The 19,217-nt window shown below is 57.1% G+C and carries 14 protein-coding genes; 6 read left to right on the top strand and 8 right to left on the bottom strand.

Annotation, left to right across the window (positions count from 1 at the left end):
• Positions 1–185: 185 nt before the first annotated feature.
• Positions 186–854, top strand: coding sequence for a PAQR family membrane homeostasis protein TrhA (trhA, locus tag QQJ86_RS02420; RefSeq protein ID WP_284319309.1), 669 nt, complete (start codon positions 186–188; stop codon positions 852–854).
• Positions 855–865: 11 nt separating this feature from the next.
• On the opposite strand, the gene QQJ86_RS02425 is transcribed toward trhA, so the two are convergent.
• Positions 866–3,316 (bottom strand): glycosyl hydrolase family 95 catalytic domain-containing protein, encoded by a 2,451-nt coding sequence (locus tag QQJ86_RS02425; RefSeq protein WP_284319310.1) that lies wholly within the window; start codon positions 3,314–3,316, stop codon positions 866–868.
• A gap of 24 nt (positions 3,317–3,340) precedes the next feature.
• Positions 3,341–5,581, bottom strand: coding sequence for an alpha-galactosidase (locus QQJ86_RS02430; protein WP_284319311.1), 2,241 nt, complete (start codon positions 5,579–5,581; stop codon positions 3,341–3,343).
• Positions 5,582–5,981: 400 nt separating this feature from the next.
• Here QQJ86_RS02430 and QQJ86_RS02435 point away from each other — a divergent pair, with 400 nt between their 5' ends.
• The gene (locus QQJ86_RS02435) at positions 5,982–6,338 is read left to right on the top strand and encodes a YciI family protein (RefSeq protein WP_284319312.1); all 357 of its coding nucleotides are present in this window, start codon (positions 5,982–5,984) and stop codon (positions 6,336–6,338) included.
• Positions 6,339–6,427: 89 nt separating this feature from the next.
• Complete coding sequence (locus tag QQJ86_RS02440; RefSeq protein WP_284319313.1) at positions 6,428–7,180, top strand: hypothetical protein; 753 nt, start codon at positions 6,428–6,430, stop codon at positions 7,178–7,180.
• A gap of 115 nt (positions 7,181–7,295) precedes the next feature.
• On the opposite strand, the gene QQJ86_RS02445 is transcribed toward QQJ86_RS02440, so the two are convergent.
• The 5 genes from QQJ86_RS02445 to QQJ86_RS02465 all read right to left on the bottom strand — a co-directional run bounded on the left by QQJ86_RS02445 (position 7,296) and on the right by QQJ86_RS02465 (position 13,529).
• Positions 7,296–8,204, bottom strand: a complete 909-nt coding sequence (locus tag QQJ86_RS02445; RefSeq protein ID WP_284319314.1) for an amidohydrolase family protein — start codon at positions 8,202–8,204, stop codon at positions 7,296–7,298.
• Between the two features lie 695 nt (positions 8,205–8,899).
• Positions 8,900–9,865 carry a Csu type fimbrial protein gene (locus QQJ86_RS02450; RefSeq protein ID WP_284319315.1) on the bottom strand — a complete coding sequence of 322 codons (966 nt, stop codon included), beginning with the start codon at positions 9,863–9,865 and terminating at the stop codon, positions 8,900–8,902.
• The gene (locus QQJ86_RS02455) at positions 9,862–12,159 is read right to left on the bottom strand and encodes a fimbria/pilus outer membrane usher protein (protein ID WP_284319316.1); all 2,298 of its coding nucleotides are present in this window, start codon (positions 12,157–12,159) and stop codon (positions 9,862–9,864) included. The genes QQJ86_RS02450 and QQJ86_RS02455 overlap by 4 nt, the downstream gene beginning before the upstream one ends.
• Positions 12,160–12,270: 111 nt before the next feature.
• Complete coding sequence (locus QQJ86_RS02460; protein WP_284319317.1) at positions 12,271–12,990, bottom strand: fimbrial biogenesis chaperone; 720 nt, start codon at positions 12,988–12,990, stop codon at positions 12,271–12,273.
• Positions 12,991–13,004: 14 nt separating this feature from the next.
• A complete protein-coding gene (locus QQJ86_RS02465) occupies positions 13,005–13,529 on the bottom strand; it encodes a Csu type fimbrial protein (protein ID WP_284319318.1) in 525 nt (174 codons plus the stop codon).
• Positions 13,530–13,912: 383 nt separating this feature from the next.
• Here QQJ86_RS02465 and QQJ86_RS02470 point away from each other — a divergent pair, with 383 nt between their 5' ends.
• From QQJ86_RS02470 to QQJ86_RS02475, 3 genes are all read left to right on the top strand, one after another.
• A complete protein-coding gene (locus QQJ86_RS02470; protein WP_284319319.1) occupies positions 13,913–14,899 on the top strand; it encodes a phytanoyl-CoA dioxygenase family protein in 987 nt (328 codons plus the stop codon).
• 519 nt (positions 14,900–15,418) lie between these two features.
• Entirely contained in the window at positions 15,419–15,778 is a 360-nt protein-coding gene (locus tag QQJ86_RS22780; RefSeq protein WP_423372954.1) for a hypothetical protein, read from the top strand.
• An 845-nt stretch (positions 15,779–16,623) separates the two neighbouring features.
• Positions 16,624–17,157 (top strand): hypothetical protein, encoded by a 534-nt coding sequence (locus tag QQJ86_RS02475; RefSeq protein ID WP_284319320.1) that lies wholly within the window; start codon positions 16,624–16,626, stop codon positions 17,155–17,157.
• A gap of 568 nt (positions 17,158–17,725) precedes the next feature.
• On the opposite strand, the gene QQJ86_RS02480 is transcribed toward QQJ86_RS02475, so the two are convergent.
• Positions 17,726–19,135 (bottom strand): phospholipase D family protein, encoded by a 1,410-nt coding sequence (locus QQJ86_RS02480; RefSeq protein WP_284319321.1) that lies wholly within the window; start codon positions 19,133–19,135, stop codon positions 17,726–17,728.
• Positions 19,136–19,217: the final 82 nt, after the last annotated feature.

The following is a 19,217-nucleotide window of genomic DNA, read 5'->3' on the forward strand; positions in this document are numbered from 1 at the left end:
CCCGGTTGTTCTTGAGGAATCAGTTTAAAACGGAAATGGATTTCCCCTTTGCCTGCATGGCGTACCGTTGCCTCGACGATGGCTTGCGTCAGGCGCATTCATCATCGAGCACTAATGTCGATTTCGAATTGGGCAAATGGCTTCGGAAGAGGTAACGTGCTGACTTCGTCCTTGGAGTGGTCAGCATGTCTGCAGCAAACGGGGTGGCGCTTCCGCGCTACGGTTTCGGCGACGAACTCGCCAGCAGCGTGATCCACGGCATTGGCATTTTGTTGAGCGTTGCCGGGCTGGCGGTACTGGTTATGCATAGCGCGGCGGCAGGTCGCCCAAGCGATGTCCTGGCCAGTGCGGTCTACGGCGTGTCGCTGATCGCGCTCTATACGGCGTCCACGCTTTATCACGCCATTCGCATTGAATCGGCTCGGCGATGGCTGCGTACGCTTGATCACATTGCGATCTTTCTGCTGATTGCAGGCACTTACACGCCGTTTACCCTCATCGCATTGCGTGGCGTGTGGGGCTGGAGCCTATTCGGCATGGTGTGGACCCTTGCCTTGCTTGGCAGTGCCTTGGAGCTGGGCATGTTCAATCGCTACCGGCGTTTTGCGGTGCTGCTGTACGTGGCGATGGGATGGATTGGCATGATTGCCTTCAAGCCGTTGCTGGCGCATCTGCAGGCCGGGGGCATGGTGTTCCTGCTTGCGGGCGGCGTGGCCTATACGTTGGGGGTGCCGTTCTATCTGTGGCGCAAGCTGCCGTATCACCATTCGGTGTGGCATGCCTTTGTGCTGGCGGGAAGCGTGCTGCAGTTTCTGGCTGTGTTCTTTTATGTGGTTCCGACATCGTCGACATAAAGGCCTGCTTCTTATCCTGTGAGACGTCGATCAGAGCCCGGAGTAATCGTTATGGATTGCCCGGATTGCAGTGCAATGTCCCGAGCATGCTTGCCGAACTTCAACTGTGTCCGGGTGCCACCGATGCTGCGCACCGTAACGCTCGTGATCTCGCCATCCTGCCAACGCATGTCCACCACGAAGCCGTTGCGTGCGCCTATGCCGGTGACTTCACCGCTTGCTGCCCAAGCTTTCGGCAGGGCAGGGAGAAGCTCTATCGAACCTGGCCGGGAATACAGCAGCATTTCCAGCATGGCCGTCGGCGTTCCGAAGTTGGCGTCGATCTGGAATATGCCCGAATGAGGCGTCATCTGATAAATATCGAACAGGTTCATGGCGGTGCCATTGCCGCGAATCTGCCAAGGCGCAAGATTGTTGAGTATCAGTTGATAGGCGCGTTCGCCATGCTTCAGGCGTGCCCAACATATCGCCCGCCACGCACACGCCCAGCCATAGCTGGTCATGCCGCGTGCGTCGAGCAGGCGCGTAACGCCATCCATTAAGGATGCCGGGCTGTTGTCTACGGTGATGCGGTCTCCCGGAAAAAATCCGATCAGCGGCGATAGATGACGATGCTTGGTTTCTCCCAGATTCTGGGGCGACATCCATTCTTCCAGCCAACCGTTTTCACTACTGACCTCCGGTAGATAAAGCTTTGCTTGCAATCCGCCAATGATCGAACTGTAGTGCGCGTCCACACCCAGGATGGCGGCTGCTTGCCGGTAGTTGTTGAACAGATCCCACACCAGTTCCTGGGCGTAGGTGATGCCCTTTGCATTCTTTGGGCCTTGCTCCGGGGACCAGTCGCTGTCGTCAATCAACACTTCACGCTCAAGTCCGCTGGCGTGATCGGTGACACGCAGCGTGAGCAAGCGTGCTTCCCAGAACTCGCATGCGCCTTTGAGAAGAGGGTAGATGCGCACGAGGTAATCGTGTTGAAGCGTGTATTGGTAGTGCTGCCAGAGGCTGTTGCATAGCCAGGCGTTGCCGGCAGGATGCCACCACCAACCATTGCCGCCAAAAATATTGGTGGAGATGGCTACCGTCCATCCAGCCAGTTTGCCGGAGCTATTGCGAAAACCGTTGCTTGGATCATTGAAATGCTGCTGGGTTATCGCGGTCCAGGATTTGTGCTGCGACAGGCAGTAATTCGTCAGTGCATCGAAGCAGGCGGACAGTCCGGCGCGGTCTGGCAGCCAGTAGTTCATCTGGATGTTGATATCGGTGTGATAGTCGCTCATCCAGTCGGGCGCATTGTTGTTGAGCCACAGTCCCTGCAAGGTAGTGGGTAATCTGTCGCGCGACCCGGCGATCGTCAGGTAGCGCCCGAACTGCAGGTATGCCGCTTCCAGCTCAGGGTCTGCAGCGGCACCGGGTTTTGCGCGTGCCTGCAGACGTGTCCACGTATCCCATCCGCGTTGTTCCGGCGTCGATGCGCCAAGGTTGACCTGCATGGTGTCGTACAGTGCGGCGTAGTCGGCGATGTGGGTATGTAGAAGAACATCCGCGGTCAATGAAGCTGCCGCCTCAAGCTTCTGCTTCACCAGCGTCAGCGGATCGAGTGAATGATCCAGGTAGCCTTTCGTTACATCCGGGGTGTAGTTGGTGCCGCCGCAGCACAGGATGGTCAGTGCGTCACAGCCGGTAAAGTGCAAGCTGCCGTTCTCGACGGATACGGAGCCGGACCGGCTGATGGCTTTTACGCTGGCGGCATATTTCAAGCCGTTATCGAGTGCACCACTGAAGTGACTGCTCGCTGCCTGTTGCGCAAACTGGGTGGTTTCTCCGTGTGTTCCCTGCAAGTCGATGGTACCCGACAAGGTGCCGCCACCGCTCTGTGAGAGATGTACGACGATGACATCGTCCGGATGGCTGGCAAATATCTCGCGCAGATAACGGATTCCATCCTTGCGATAGGCAATCCGCACATAGCCATTGGCGAGATCCAATTCCCGCCGGTAGTCGCTAATACCCGACAGCTCATGGCCACTCACTTCAAGGAAAAGCTTGGCAAGCATGGTAAAGCTGCCGAAATCCTTCACCTCGTAACTGAATTGCCCATCAGCATCGAGGGCATTGTTCGGTCCGCCGAGCCACATGGAGTTATCAGTGAGATACAGGAAGTCCTTTGCTGGATGACCGCCAATCAAGGCCCCCATGCGCGCGTTGCCGATCGGCGTCGCTTCCTGGATGACATTCGATTCAGAAGCGGGTGCGGGGTACCACAACGTGGGGCCGCGCATCGAAGGTGCGCGTGTCCGTCTTGGATTTTGTACAGGGATAGTTGTGACGGCGAATCCGGGCGCGCTCAACAAAGGCAGCAACGCTGCCATCGTGCCGGTCATCTTCAGGAAGCGGCGGCGTGCAGCATGGTCAACGTTGCCATGATCGTTTTTCGCGCCATTGCCCTGTGATTTCTTCATCGGCGATGTTCTCTCTTGGCTCGTCTACTCGCGGTCGAAAGCGATTGCTGAGCCCTGGAAATCACCACGCATCACGACATCGATGCCTACGTTCATCCAATAGGCGCCACTCGCCACGGTTGGCGTGCGCTCGGCCATCGTTCCCTGCAGCACGCGCACGCGGTAACGTGCATCCGGATCGAGTCCTTGCAACCGCACCGTTGGATACGGATAACCTTCGGTACTGGAATGCAGGAATGCGAACAGCACTGCATGAGCCTTGTCGGGCGATACGTTCTCGGTGGCCGAGTGCTCGCTGCCGTTATCGGGTGACATCAGGCGATACAGATCGCCATGCTGCACGGTCTCGCGGATCACTTTGTAGTCGGCGATCAGACGTTGTGCGGTGGCCATGTCCTGCGCGCTCCACTTCGTCAGGTTCGCACCGATACCGAGCGAGCCCTGCATGGATGACAGGAAACGATATTCCAGCGACATGCTGCGCTTATTCATCGATGAGGGAGAGTCGGTGACCCAGGCCATCATCACACCTGGCGTATGTGCTTGGGTAAAGCCGTCCTGGATACGCAGACGGTCGAACCCATCCGTGTTGTCGGAAGGCCAGACTTCGTCGGTGAAACGCATGATGCCAAGATCCACGCGACCGCCGCCGCTGGAGCACGATTCAATCTCCACGTTCGGGTGCTTGCGGCGTAGTTCTTCGAGAATGCCGTAGACATTGCGCACGAAGTCGACGTAGACGTTTTTCTGCTGGTCCGCCGGCACTTGTGGCCAACCTGGTTCAGACCAGCTGCGGTTGTAGTCCCACTTGAGGAAGGCGATCTGGTTTTCGCTCAGCAGTTTGTCTAGCGCACCGAGCACATAAGCGCGCACGTCCGGCCGGGCGAGGTTGAGCACCATCTGGTGACGGCCCAGGTTGCGCGGGCGGCCGGTCATGTTGAGCACCCAGTCCGGATGCGCGCGGTACAGGTCGCTGTCCGGGTTGACCATCTCCGGTTCGACCCAGATGCCGAAGTCCATGCCCAGTGCGTGGACGCGATCGATCAAGGGCTTCAACCCGTGCGGGAATTTCTGCGGATTGACCGTCCAGTCGCCCAGCCCGGCCTTGTCGTTGTTGCGCGCACCGAACCAGCCGTCATCCATCACAAAACGTTCGACGCCGATGCTTGCCGCCTTCTCCGCGAGCGCGATCTGCCCGGCTTCGTTGACATCAAACTCCGTTGCCTCCCAAGAGTTGTAAAGCACGGGGCGCGCTCGCGGATGCGGCGCCTGCGGCAGGATGCGAGTGAGCTCCAATCGATGCATCAAACGTGAAGCCTCGCCCATGCCGCCGTTGGTGACGCCCGCATAGAAGCTGGGCGTTTGCAGGCTTGCACCGGGCGCCAGCTTGTAGCCGAAATCAAACGGATTGAAGCCGCCCGTGATGCGTATCTGCTCGGCCTGGTCTTGCTCGATCGCAATCTGCCAGGAACCGCTCCAAGCCAGGGCGCCAAACCAGACTTGCCCATGTGTTTCGTTTGCGTCGTTACGGCGAATCGCAAACCACGGCTCGTTCTGCATACCGGTACTGCCGCGGCGGCTTTCAAGCACGGTCTTGCCTGGTTGCACCGGACGTTCGTAGATGTCGTTCTCGGCCGCCCAGCGGCCCGCCAGGTACCGCAGTGTGTAGTCGTGGCTGCGCGGCAAGATCCATGTACCCGCACTCGCTTGTTCCACGATAACCGGCGTTTCCGTGTGGTTCTCGATGAACGCGCTGCGCCGCACGATACCCGTGCCTGGGTCAATCTCGTACTGCAAGGTAACGACGATCGGGCGCTCGATGTCCTTCATGACGACGGACAGCACGTTGTCGTGCACGCTGTTCGAAACGTAGTGCAGGACCAGATCACGATTGCCGTCTGGAAACGTCACCTTGAGATCCGGCTCGTAGTAGAGCCCTTCGCCCCAACCGGTATATTCCTGCGGGATCACGTTGACCACGCCATCAATCGCGTCGCGACCGGGAGGCGCAACGGGAGTCGGCAAAGGATCGCCCGATGCCAGTCGCGGCCCCCAATAGATCGACTGCAGCTGCCCCTTTTCGTTGACCCCGAACGCGTAGGTCACTTTGGCCGCATCCAGCCGGAAGACATGGCCCGATACATCGATATGTGCGGCGCTGTCACTGGCCGCAGCGCGCGCATCTTCCATCGCGCCACATGCAGCCAACACCATCACACCAAGGATCGCCAGGTAACGGCGGGCGTATGCTTTTGGAAATTTCATCGAGCGAGAAACCCCTTTAATCATCGTTGATGAGCATGGGCGGTGCGGGTAAAGGTTTTATCATACGACAAATATATATTGTCAGATTCTTCTACATCGACTGATCGCCTGTGGAGGGAGTAGGGTGGGGGCACTCTTATCGCGATTAGAGGGGGTGTCGAGGGTAGGCCGAGAGTCGGCGCTTTCGACCCAGCATGGTCACCCGCTATCTCAAGTGTTCCTTCGCTGTAGCAGGTGCCTTAGTTCTGGTCACGCTAGCCATCGTCCCTTGAGTCAATCCATACCCAATGCGAAAAGAACCAAAATTTTCAGGGGGCTTGTCGAATTTCGATCTTGTCGTTCGTCGCTATAGCAAAGATCGGGTAACTAGCCCGGCTAATGACCCTATCAGGAGACGAAAATGCCTCAATATCTCATCTCTACCTACATTCCCGACGACTTTGACCCGTCGCTCGTAACCGAAGAAACCGTCGAAGCCATCCACGCGCTCAACAGGGAAATGATTGCCGCGGGTGTGAGGAAGTTCGCGTGTGGTCTGAGTCCGAAGGCAGTGACCATTCGATCGCAAGCCGATGGTGAGGTGGTCGTCACCGACGGGCCTTATATCGAGGCGAAAGAGTATGTGGGCGGTCTTTCGATACTGGAAACCGAGAATCTGGAAGAGGTGCTGGCATGGATGCGCAAAGGTGCCAAGGCGCTCCCGGGTGTGGTCGAGGTGCGAGAGATTTTCTTTATGCCTGCGCCCGCGGAGAGCTGAGCGGTACGGCAGCAGCGAACGAGTGCTGCGTAGAGGGTGGGTGCACGACACGTTTCTGTGTGAAATGACCGATTGTGAGGAGAGGGGCTATGCGCAAAAACAAGATTGGTGCAACGGTAATCACGAGCTTCGCACTACTTGTTGGGCTTGGCATGGTGCACCAGGTGATGGCGCAAGATGCCACGCCAAGCTATCCGAAGATGGCCCCGGTCGATCAATACCTCATGGCGGATAACGCCGCGGAGATAGCCTTGGCGCGCAGCGCAGCGCCGGAATCCATTTCCCGTGATGCGACGATCCTGGTTCTGGGACGCAAGGGCTACGAGAAAGCGATCGAAGGCAAGAACGGGTTTGTCTGCTGGGTAGCTAGAAGCTGGATGGGGCCGTTTGACTGGCCCGAATTCTGGAACCCGAAAGTGTTGGCCGCCGATTGTTTGAACCCCCAAGCTGCACGTTCGATGGTGCCCATCATTTATTTGCGCGCCAAGATGGTAATGGCTGGCCGTTCCAAGGCGGAGACGGTGTCGGCACTCAAAGCGGCGTTTGAGAAGAAGCAGCTGCCGGACCTCGAAAGCGGCGCCATGGATTACATGATGTCGAAGTCGTCGTATCTGACAGACCAAGGGAGCCACGACATGCCTCATGTCATGTTTTACACCCACGTCAAAGACGGTAGCGACTGGGGCTCTGGAGCGGAGGGCTCCCCCGTTATGTCTAGCCCCTATTGGTCCTTCTCTCAGGAGGAACAGCCTCAAACGAAAGGGTTGCCACCTATTCTTGTGTTCTTAGTCGCGGTCCCAAATTGGTCCGACGGAACGCCTGCCAGCATGCATAGTCACTGATAGCCAAATGCTGTTCGGTAAAAGTGACATGACATAGCGCTGAGACGGGGGATGCAGCAAGGTTATGGCTGCAGATAGCCGTGGCGACCGATCATTACTGTTGAACCAGTCAACACTAATCCGCCGGTACGCCGGAAAAACCGCCGACCGCACGTAAGGCGTTTGCATCCATCAACACACCGTCCATCATCACCAGTTTGGTATGGCGCAGTTCGCCGATGTTGAGTTGCGGGTTGCCGTCGACCAGCAGCAGGTCGGCAGTCTTGCCGACTTCGATGGAGCCCGTGCGTTTGTCGGCACCAACCAGGTGCGCCGGCACAATGGTGGCGCTTGCAAGTGCTTCGGGGGTGGTGAATCCAGCGCCTACGTAGAGCTCAAGCTCGCGCACCAATTCCATACCATATCCATCCGTTCCTGCGACGATGGGCACACCTGCCTTGTGCAGGACGCCTACCAGACTCTGCAACTTGGCGAAGCTCGCGCGATAGTCCGCACGTGTGAGACCGGCAGGAACGGCTAGGCCGCCCTGGCGCAAACTACGCTCGAAGCTCGCGGGCAAGGTGCCGGCAAACGGCGCATACGCGGGCGAAAGGTCGCCATTGTTTTGGACGTAGAAAGCTTCGACGATGGAAAGTGTCGGATCGACGGTGATCTTACGTTGCGCCATCGTCGCAATCAGCGATGTCATCGGCTCCGCATGAAGATCAACATCCTTGGAATAACGTGCTGTCCCTTGCACACGGGTAAGGCCCGTTGCCGATACTACCGAGTCCGGCATGGCTTGCATGATCACATAGAAGATGTGGGTAATCTCATCGTAACCGTCTGCAATGGCTTGCGCGGGACGCATCCCAAAGGGAAGGTGCCCATGCACATGCAGGCCCAAGCGGTGCGCCTCTGCAGTCGTAGCGCTCACCCATGCAGGATTGAACGAACCGTAGATCTTGATCGCGTCAAAACCCTCGCCTTTTGCCTGCCGTACAAGAGCAATAGCCTGATCTTGGGAAGTTGCGACACTGCCCACCTGCGCCGTGTAAGTGAAGCGTCCTCGTTCCTTTGAGTCATTTAGAGCTAGAGGCCAGGGTTAATGATGCCATGGCATTGCGAAGAGGTGACAGTCCACTGGGCGAACGGTGCGGTCGATCACGCTAAAAGAGGGGGGCGGGAGGTTTGCGCCGGTCCTGTTTCAGCGCGCACCGTCATTCCGGCGAAAGCTAGAATTCAGTCTCAACACGCGTATTGAGAACGCATGGGCGATGAGATGACGCGTGGCTCTCCGGTGGAATGTCTGTTCGGAGAAATGGGCTTATGGGTGACGGAGCGTCCTCAACTTTTGGTGCCGTTGGCCGATAGCCCATAGAGTGCGCCGTATTTGCGATACGAGCGGTTGTTTACTGTCATGCAAAGCAGATTATGTCGTCACGTTTGTTGCGTATCGAAATTGCCGCACTTCTTCTTTCAGTCGTTGCCAATGTCTCTGCCTCTTCCAATCGATCGACGTTGATGCAGGTCAGCCTCAAAATCGAGGAGCTTTGCCAGATCACCTCGCGAACCGGCTCAGGAGAGAAGGAGTCACCTGTTGTGCAATGCCAGCACGAAACGTCTTACCGATTGTTTCGACATGCACCCAGGCAACAGAATGCCGATTCGACATCACCCGATGCGGCTTATCGCGGAACGTCCGTGGAAGGGCTATGGGTCGTCGAATTTTGAGTGTCGTCAGAACGCGACAGTTGCCGTGATGGTGTCGCTGTAATTGCCTGGTGCGGGTGTCGTTTGTGCAGGTACGCGGCCGTAGACGGTCGCAGTCTGAGAGCTGCCTGTGCCGGTGGCGGTGTACATGCTGGTTCCCGCGGTGCCGTCGCCCCATGGAGTGCTGTGGGCTGCGTCCAGGTAAAGTTGATAGGACACCGTGCCACCCCCGCCTTGCCGAGGCATAGTGCGCGCGCTCACATTGCTGCTGCTGCCGCCGTTGAGTGCGATGCGAAAGGCATCGTTGTTGGTGCAGGTTACCGAGATCGACGTCGTGGCATTGATGCCGCTGCTCAGCAGTCCGGTCGTACCGAAGTTGAGGTTGCTGGCGCTGATCAGGCAATCATTGACCACGGTGGCGGTGGCCGTAAATGGAAACGCTGTAGCCGGTGTAGTGATGGTCGAGCAACCCGGTGGTCCCAGCAAATAGTACTCATAGTTGAGTACGGTCTGGGCGCCGCTGAAGGCCTCGCTGTACACGGTGCTACTGTCTCCAACGGTTGGCACCAGCGGCTGATTGGCCGCGATAAGGCCATAGAACGAAACCGTCTGGTTTGCGGAGGTGCCAATCAACGGTTTGGCTAGCGTGACGGATATGGGGGTCGTACCTGCGGTGGTCGAGCCCCAGGCGATGGAATCGGCGGCGTCCTGGTACAGCCCATACTGCAAGGCATTGCTGCCGTTGGTCATGCTGAGCGGCGCGGCTGCGTTGAGGTTGAGGCAGACCTGTGCGTTGGGCGCCAAGGAAATGATCGTCCAGTTGCACGTTACGGTGATGGAACCGCTAGCCGATACAGCGGCGCCGCTGATGGGATTCACGTTGCCGAAATTGATGGTCGTAATGGTGGCGGAGCAGGTTTGCGCATGAGCCATTTGCCCGATGAGCAGGAGCAGAGAGGCCAGCAACAGGCGCCATCCATTGCATTTGCTCATGGCTGCACAGCCCCGCGGCGACAGGTCAGCGGTCCAATCAAAGGTAAGGCGTGATGCGTGGGGGGCTTGTAAGGAAAGGTGACAGTGCAACGCCATGCAATGCCTTCGAGCTGAAGATGATTGGTGGCTTGCAGACCATTGACGAACGTGAGGCCGTCATAGCCAACGATGGTGTCAGTGCCGCTTTCGACATGATGCACCCGCGTTCCCTCAGGTATCGGTTTGCCCGATGCGTCACGCAAAAGAATCGACGCGGCGGCGTATCGTGTGATCAGGAATCGCCCGAGCACACCCGATTGGGCCTGAGGCACAAGTACCATCGCCGTGGCATCGATGCGCATGTCGACCGGCAGCCTGGAGGTATCGATCGATACATGGTTGTCTTGATATGAATTCAGGTCCGGAACGAGCAGGTAGCCGTGATCGTCGGTATGGCCGAGCAAGCGATTCTCGTGCAGTACTGGCACGCCCGCCACGCCGTCTGTCGATACCATTGCGAAGCCATCGTAAATACGGCGGGAAAACTGAATGTCGCCATCCATCAGCACGATGGAGCCAAGGGCGTCGAACGATGCCGTAGTGTGTCCGGCGTAGTTCTGCACAATGCCGGTAAGCTGGCCGGCATTACCCAGGTATTGCAATTGCGCCTGGTGAAATCCCAATTGATTGAATTCACCACTTTGCAAGCCCCAGCCCCAGCCGCCGCCGTAATCGACTGGCCGAAACGCCTGCAGGTTGTTGTACGCGTGTCCGCCCTGGCTTCCCGCCACCGCATTCAATGACACGTTGTTTTCCAGCCCAAGGCTGATGTTGAGAAACACGCCGCGTGAACTGTGCTGGTAAATATCCCGGTAAGCGCTCAGATTCAAGGACAGGTTGTGACGCAAACTCAAGCCGTAGGAGAGTGATGCAATGCGCGATGCTTCCACATGCGGAAGTTTCGTTCCGATGTAGCTCAGGGCGAAATTCTGGTTACGGAAAAAGGGTAGGGATATCGTCAGGCGATCGGTGTGCGTGGGGACGGGTGCGCCATCGAGCGCCGCAAGGTCGCCATAGTGGCCGAACGTGCGAATGCTTTGTGCATCGATGGCATAGTGTGGTTCGATCCATTGATACCCCACACTGACCTGGGTGCCCGCCAACCGGCCACTGCTGAACCCGATCGCGCTATTGACGACGCCGTCCATGCCAAGCCTGACGAGCGTGCCAGCGCCAGCATTGAAAAGATGATCGGTCGCCTCGCCATGCGCTTCGACGGTGAGTGCATCGCTGATGCCATAGCGCCAGGACCCGCTACCGGCCAAGTGCGGGGCGTAGTCGAAAGAAGCGATACCGTAATCACGCCGCAAAAAACCTGCTTCCATCGAATAGCTCGACAGGCCTGTCGCCAGCATCTGCGTGTCGATATAGATGGGCATCGACAACGTTACGGTTTGCCCCAGGGCGTTGCGTGTTATCAGGGTGGCTTGGCCGCCGCCCGTGATGCCGGGTACTTCATTGACCACGAACGGACCGCTCGGCACCTGCACATTGAAGTGCTGCATGTTGTTCACGTACAGGTCGAGCGATGACGGCACCAATGCCGACCCCGTCAAGACGGGAAGAGGGAAGGTGACCAGATCGGGACGCAACGCGAAGTTGCTGCGCCACTGGAAGCCGGCGAAGCGGATTGAGCGCGACCATGACAATGATGACGTAATCGCATCGCCCCATTGGATGGTGCGCAGCGTATCTGGATCAGATTGGCTCCACGATGTGTCGTACCGTAAATAGCGTCGCGAAGCAGCGTCGAGATACGCAATGCCGGTGTTGCTGAATACCCCATCAGGATCGAAATAGCGCTGTTCCGTCCAGAGTGCAAAACGATTGCCCGTTTCGTTTTGCGCAAAGGCGTCGTAGTTGAGTACAAGGCCGCGTCCAGATGTCGCTGGCATCGCTTGCGGCAACTGCCGCGAATCGACCACAAAAGGTTTGCGCACATTGTCCGGCAGCATGATGGTGACACGTTGGTGCGCTTTATCGTAGCGATAGCGAACGCCTGGAATCGCATCGAGCTGCACCTGGGCTGATTCGGTGATCCCCAACGTGTCGATCGCTATGCCGATGCGCGCAAGATCGGTTCCTGCGGCAGACAACTTTCTCCCGGTCGCCCGAAAGTGCACGATGAATGGCAGCGCCTCTCCGTTCACCGTTACTTCCAGGTAAACGTCTTCAGCCTGCTGCATATCCGCCACGAATGCTGCAGGAACGGCTGCGCGTCCAGCGAATGTCACGAGTGCGCCGGCCAGCGCCACGCCTAGCAGCGCCTCGCGAGGAAAGGTTCGAACAGCATGACCCGAGCAGCCTCTGCTGCGGCAGAGCACGCATCGATGTGCTTCGCAGCGGGCTCGGTGATTGACCACGCGTCAGGGTGACGTGTCGATGGCGACATGATCTTCAATCGGCAGCGCATTGACGTCGGCGCGGATATTCAAGGGCGCCTTAAGCTCACTATGGCTGTCCAGATTCACCCGCCACTGCATGGAGCGGCCGGCCAGCGCGTAGCCAAGCAGCCCCTTGTCCACCATGTAGGTTTTCCCATCAGCGGTCACGAACTGCACCATGCTTATCCGTGCTCGACGCCGCCCGGTATTGGTGACGCGCAACCACCAGCCTCCGGCATCATGTCGCGCATGCCAGGTCAGCGCTGGTGCTCCCGTCATGCCGTCGGGTTCGACGAACACTGGCACGGAATAGCGCAACCGTATCATCACGCCATTTTCACCAGCGTTATCGGCAGCAGATAGTTCATCGATCAGAAGGCGATAGCTTTGCTCTTCGCTGGAATTTCCCGTATCGCTTCGTACCAGTCGAACGAACTGCTCGCCGTGCGCAGGAATTTCGATCAAGGGCGGACTGGCCACCAAATCCTGGGTGGTTAAGAGGTTGTCCTGGTCACTGGCCTGGTCCCAGTGAAAAACCCGCACTTGCCCGTACAGCGATCGATCGCCGAGGTTTTGCAAGGTAATGGTGACTGCACCTTCGCCGTGCCGAAGCTCGATCATGACCGGAGAAATCTGCAACGACGACGCTTGCCCGATGCCGCAAGGCATCAGCATCCCTGCCGCAAGCAGCAGGCGTCGCACAGCGGCGCCCCGGCTCAGAAATACACCGTTGCAGTAACGGTCGTCTGATACGTGTCTGGGACGGGTGTCGCTTGCGTAGGTACCTGGCCGTACACCGTGATGGCTTGCGCGGAACCAGTCCCGGTGCCACCTTCCGTATTGGTGCCTTGAGTATTACCCCATAAGGTCGTATGACCGGTGTCCTGGTACAGCTCGAAGGCGACGGTAGTGCTTGTGTTGCCCGTCGTCGTGCCTGCCATAAGCCGGTTGGTAACGGTGGATCCAGTCACTGTGCCGGCATCCAGGCCGACGTTGTAAGGTGTGGTGTTGCTGCAGGTTACCGACAGCGTCGTCTGCTGGTTGATGGCGGCCGATAGCACTCCCGTGGTGCCGAAATTCAGCGGATTTGCAGTAATGCTGCAATTGGCCTGCAGCGTCAGGGTGACATTAAAAGTGGCGGTACTGGTGCCGTTGTTGTAGATGCCTGCGGAAAGCGGCATCGACAAGGCCCCAGCGATCACGGCAACAGCCAACGCACAGCACAACGAATGGCGCTTCATAGGTGGCTTCCCCTTGAGTTGCGGAATGATCAAGCAGTCACGCCCGTCACGCATAACTCTCACACCACTTCCTGGGCATGTGCGCCGCTATCTTTCTCGCGTTTGATCTCAGGGTCAAGTATCGCCAAGCGATGGGTTTGTACCAAAAAAAGTCAGACAAATTTAGATCGCTTTAAATATCTATCCGTCGACGCAGCTGAAAAGGGGAGGCTATGATCGAAAAAGAAGGTAGATCTTGAGGTTTCCCGCGTTATCCGATGCCAGGCTTGCCTGTTTCATGGCTACTTAGGCACCTTTCCTGCTGACACGAAACGACCCATGATTTCGCGCAGCGTCGCCGAGACGTCCGGGGTGAGGAAAATTTTGACGTAGTGAGGAGCGCGATGGTCGAGACAGCGACAAGTCTTGGTATCGATGAGTTGCATACTTACTGGGCTCGCGAGTGCGCGCCAGGATCTGCTGCGCCGCTATCGCAGGATGTCGTGAAGACGTTGCTCGCTGGCTTGCGTCTTAACGTGCTGGAAACCCTGCGCTATTTGCATCAGGAACAGCCGAGTTATGCGCAATTTGAAGCCTGGGTATGTGAGCGCAATGGCGGTGAGCTGAAAGAAGTCTCGCTGAATCGCTTGCGGCGTGCACTAGCAGGCGAGACCGTCGACGCCGAAGTCGGCAACCTCGAGCGTGTCGAAGGTCTGACCGCGGACGATCTTGCACATTGGCATGAGCATGGCTACGTCATCCTGCGCAACGCAATCACCCCGGAAGCGGCGGAGATCGCAGAGATGGCCATCTACGATTTTTTAGGCATGGGCCGTGACGATCCGGAGTCCTGGTATCGCGAATCGCTGGGCCATTCCATCTGGGTGCCGTTACTGCGGCATCCGGCGCTGGCGGCCAATCGTCGCGCGCCACGTATTCACAAGGCTCATGCACAACTGTGGGGGCGCGAAGATCTTTGGGTAACCATCGACCAAGTCGGATTTAATCCACCGGAGCGCGAAAACTGGCCGTTTCCCGGACCGCATTTGCACTGGGACGCCACGCTCGCCGAACCGCACTGCTTTGCATTGCAGGGCATCCTGTATCTCGCCGACGTCGATGAGAACCAGGGGGCATTTAGTTGCGTACCGGGCTTTCATCGCACGCTGAAGCATTGGCTGAAAAGCATTCCCGAGGGCGTGAGTGCGCATGATCATGCGCGGCGCACCTTGACGATGAAGCCGGTTGCCGCAAAGCGCGGCGACATGATCATCTGGCATCACCTGCTGCCGCATGGCAGCAGTCCGAACCGCGCACAGCGACCACGCGTCGTGCAATATATGTCGCTGCAACCCACTCGCTTTGCCTACACCGAGGAATGGAAGTCTTGATTGCGAAAGCTTCGCCAGTGATGGCACTCAGGTTGACCTTCGTCGGAAAAATGAGCCAATCAGGCGATTGTTGTAGGGAGTAGGGCGAGTATTCGCTTCCCACTGCGAACCCATCCAGCTTCAACTAAGTGGAGAATGTCGGCATGAGGCAAGCTTTAGGTGCAAATGCAGCTATCGCGATCGCCTTCTTATCTTGGGCCGTTCTGTTCTTTGGTCTGACGTCCTTGCTTGGTGACCCCAGGCACGGCTTCGAGGCCCCGGGACAAGCACTCAAGCTGCGTTCTTTCTGGAGCTTATCCATCTTAGGTTTTTGCCTGACTTTGTGTTCAGCTTTTCTCGCAATCGGAACTTTTCGGATGGCAAGATGGCGAGCCATATTTTCAATGGCAATATCCGGGATTGGAGGAGCTTGCTTCTTGTTTGTATTGTTTTACTGAATCTTGGATGGTTCGCTTCCGACCCAAAACGGACCTAAAGTAGGTGTCATCTATTGCTGTTTAGGTGTAGCCAATGATAAGAATGCCCTCCTATCGAGTTTTGCACTCTTGCGTCCATCTTGGCCGAATTGGAGTTCTTGCTGAATTTGGGTGCGATTCGGATTTCGTGGCGAAATCTGAGAAATTTCGAACATTCATTAATGATGTGACGATGCATATCGCTGCTAACGTAGCAACGGATCTTGAATCGTTACATGCAGAGCCATTTTTTAAAGACGATTCTCGAACCGTACGCGACATGCTGGACGAGGCGTCGCGTCAGTTTAGGGAGGGCATCTGCGTGCTACGGTTCGTTCGATGGTCAGTCGATGATTACGAACGCCCCTTTGAATCTATGCCTCCACGAAGTCCGGCAGTAATTTACCGATTTGGCCATCACTAGTTTGACTTCGCGCATATATTCGGCAGGATGCTTAGCGGTCGAGTTTTGTGATAGCTGAGTGTCCGCCTCCGCCCCGAAGCTGGCAGTCCCGGGCCGGGGCTCTCTGTCTGGTTAAAAGTCCGGTGGCTAGTCGGACGCGGCAGGGATAAGCTTCAGCAAGAACAATGAGTTGAGCACGGATCTCTTTGCACGATCGGGATGTATAACCGGGCAGGTTTGTCCGTACATTCAATAGTTAGAAGTCATGGGGGGCCATGCAAATTTATGAGCGCGTGACCGTTGCTAGCGACCTCAGTTGTAGAAGGGGCGACGACAGCGTCGCTGTGGTCCACGCGTGCAAAAGTCCATGCCACCAGATCGCAGTGGGATACAGTGGAACGTTGCCTAACACCCATCCCAATTATCTTGTGCTTGAGAGGGAAAACGATATTTTTCTAAATATCATTGATCCATCTGTGCCTCTCTTCATGCCCCCATTGTTTACTCGATTTCTGGAATTTTCTAACAATCACTGGCAGGCTGGACAGCAACTGCTCATCCACTGCTCATCCACTGCAACCTGGGTGAGTCCAGGGCGCCATCTTTGGCTCTGCTTTTCTTAGCGAAGGGGCTTTCTGCCATTCCCGCTGATTCGTACGAGTTGGCGCGGCGAAGCTTTCAGGAACTTTATCCTCGATACAATCCCGGCAAAGGTATCGAGAGTTATTTTTCCAGAAACTGGAAACTTCTTGGCAATGACTTCTAACAAATCGCTGCAGCTGTCACTTGCCCGGTCGCCTGCGGTTGCTTCCTCAACCACGGCCGCCGCAAGTGCAGCTGAGCTCAAGCGTTAGCGCCGCCCGCACATGCTCATTCACGATTACAACGGCAAAGGTATGTGGAGTGTAGAAGCCGTCCAAGGGCGGTACATGGAGTACTGTGGCCGACTGGGTGTTGAGATTCCGCGCGAGCTGCTGCCCAAGATCTACCAGCGGCAAGATGTGACCTGGATCTATCCGATCATGGAGCCGGTCATTGAAGGCATCAAAGCTGGCGACACTGCTTGCGCAACGCTGGGCGTGGAGTTCATGGAGCAGGACACTACATTTCCCTTTGGCCGGGTACTTAAGAGCAATACTGCGCGGGCTCTAAAGAGAGCCGATCTTTCGCCAGCCCTTAAAACCCGTATTAGGCGGCGGGTCGCAGCCATGTTGGCTGCAGGCAATACGCCTCGCGAGTTCAAAGAGTATGCCCGCCTGCTTCGGAAAGTCGGTTTTGAGGAGTTTTGGCCCCGCATGTCGGTTACAGCGCCAGTGGGCAACAAGTACGCCATGCGCTACTTTGCCTACTTTCGTGCAATTCAAGAGCGCTCCGCCTCAGTCGTACCGGGTGGGCGCTGACAATTCATTCAAGCCGACGTCGCTTCGCAGCTGGTTCTCATTCGTCGGGCCAACTAATACAGGCTAGAAGGTCCGCAACCCGAAGCGGACCCCGGGCTGCCGGGCGGGCTATATTTGGATACCGTTGTGCAGTGGAGCGAAGGTGATATGGGTCGTCTAACGGCACTACCATTCATCGTAATTGGAGGCATTCTTCATCTTTGCGCGTTGTTTGCGATAGAAATTCCCATCCTCAATTGCGAAGCGCGACCGGAATGCATATCTGAGGAAAGTGCGGTTGCTTTGAGGATTCTAGGATTTCCGATGAACGTGGTTATTAGCATCTTTGGCCTAGGAGGCCACCCGTTAACTCAAGTCATGTTGTTTGCAGGTCTTCTCAATTCGTTCGTTGCAATGGCTATTGTTTGGTTTGTTCTCGTTAGGCCATTCGTTGTACGCGCAAAACGCAAAACATCCACCGGCTGAATCCGCAACCCAAAGCCGACCTCAGCAGGACAAATGTGAGAGGGTGCAGGAAGGGCAGAGTGACGCCAGGCATTGATTGATGCGGGTGTCATCCACGCGATGGTTAGAGCAAACCATCGATAGGAAGCTGGCGCAGCAGCGTCACTTCCGTGCGTCGCTTAGTGCTTGCACCGGGCTCGCTCTGAAAAGTAACCGGCTTACCATTGTCCTCGGCCTGCCAGATCAGCTGGTGGGTAGCCGGGTCGATCGTCACTTGGTACGCATTTGAAGGCTGTGTGGCGGTGTGGAAGAAGTCGCTAATGGCGTGGGCCAATCCAGGCGAATCCACGATCACACCCATTTCAGTGTTGAGCAGCTTGGAGCGCTGATCCATGTTGAGAGAACCTATGAATACCTCATGGTCGTCCACGACAATGGTCTTGGCGTGAAGGCTGATGCCCGACGATTTGCCAATGGATGTGGATGGCTGACTCTGGCCCGACGTGGGTTTGAGTTCGTAGAGCTGCACGCCGCCTTCGACCAGCGCCTTGCGATAGTGCACATAGCCTGCATGTGCCGCTGTCTCGTCAGTCGAGGCAAGTGAGTTCGTCAGTATTTTGATGGACACGCCCCCCTGAGCCCGCGACACGAGGTGCTTGCTGCCGGCATCACCAGGTATGAAGTAGGGCGTCGTTGCGAGTATCTCGTGCTGGGCGCCGTCCAGCATGGTTTTGAGCTGCGGGCCGATGCGCAACGCCGGCACGTCGCCGTCGGTCTCGATTTTCTCCGGCTGATCGGCCACGAACTCGGCATTGCCCCAAAACCATGCCCCTCGCTTGTCGGCGGTCGGCCCATCGGGCAACTGGTCCAGCACCGCTTGCGCGTAGTCGGATTGCGCGAATTTGCGCACCTCTTTCTGCAGAATCAACCGAGCAGCAGTGAGGCGTTTGCCGGATTCATCCGTCTTTTTAAGCTGGTCGAGTGGATAGGCGGCATCGCAGTTCCAGTACGCATCGAACGCATCGGAAGCTTGCTGCACGACGGGACCGATGGCGACCACGTCGAGGTCACGGAAGTGCGTGTCGCTGCCTGCGTCGAAGTAAGGATCGCCAATGTTGCGTCCACCGATGATGGCCACGTTGTTGTCGACGATGAACGCCTTGTTATGCATGCGCCGATTGAGGCGCCGCCACTCCATCATGAACTGGACAGCACGAGACAGCAGGGTTGGGTTCCGCGTTCGGAATGGATTGAACAGCCGAATTTCGATGTTCGGATGGGAGTTCAGCGCCTCGAACAGATGATCCTTGTCATCGAAGTTGTCGTCGTCGATGAGCATCCGCACGCGCACGCCACGGTCGGCAGCGGCAAGGAGATGCTGCATCATCAGGCGTCCGGTCATGTCGCTGGCGAAGACGTAGTACTGCAAATCGATCGAGTGCGCAGCATGATCGGCCAGTGCCACGCGACTGAGTAGTGCGTTCGTGCTCAGCGTCAGCAACCGAAAACCTGACTGGTTCGGATGTTTGGCCACCTCCGCATGCGCGTACCGGGCCGATGCAGTATCGACGGCTGCCGGCAGGTGGTGCGTCTCCGCTTTCTCAGTGCTGGGCGGG

Origin of the sequence: Dyella acidisoli (assembly GCF_030160295.1) — a bacterium.
Taxonomy (GTDB): domain Bacteria; phylum Pseudomonadota; class Gammaproteobacteria; order Xanthomonadales; family Rhodanobacteraceae; genus Dyella_B; species Dyella_B acidisoli.